The following is a 331-nucleotide window of genomic DNA, read 5'->3' as shown; positions in this document are numbered from 1 at the left end:
CACTGTATCAGGGTAAAAGCGGTTTTGGTTACGCGACTTTAGACATTTCGTCTGGTCGTTTTGTTGTTGCAGAATTACCCACTCGTGAAGCTTTAGAAGCCGAATTACAGCGGACTAATCCAGCAGAGTTACTTTACAGTGAAGATTTTGCTGACATGTTATTAATCAATAACATGAAAGGCATCCGTCGTCGCCCAGAGTGGGAGTTTGATTACGACACGTGTATTAATTTACTGCTCAATCAATTTGGCACCAAAGATTTGCACGGTTTTGGTATTACTGATGCACGATTGGCGTTACAAGCTGCAGGTTGTTTAATGCAGTATGTAAA

Annotated in this window: 1 pseudogene; it reads left to right on the top strand. The window is 41.4% G+C overall.

The annotated features are described in order from the left end of the window. A pseudogene (locus AAEZ00_RS20775) lies at positions 1-331 on the top strand (DNA mismatch repair protein MutS); the annotation flags it as partial.

The sequence above is a fragment of the Shewanella sp. S1-49-MNA-CIBAN-0167 genome, assembly GCF_040310145.1.
In the GTDB taxonomy this organism is placed as follows: Bacteria; Pseudomonadota; Gammaproteobacteria; order Enterobacterales; family Shewanellaceae; genus Shewanella; species Shewanella psychromarinicola.
The sequence above is the reverse complement of the archived record's forward strand: the minus strand, read 5'-3'. Positions and strand labels throughout refer to the sequence as shown.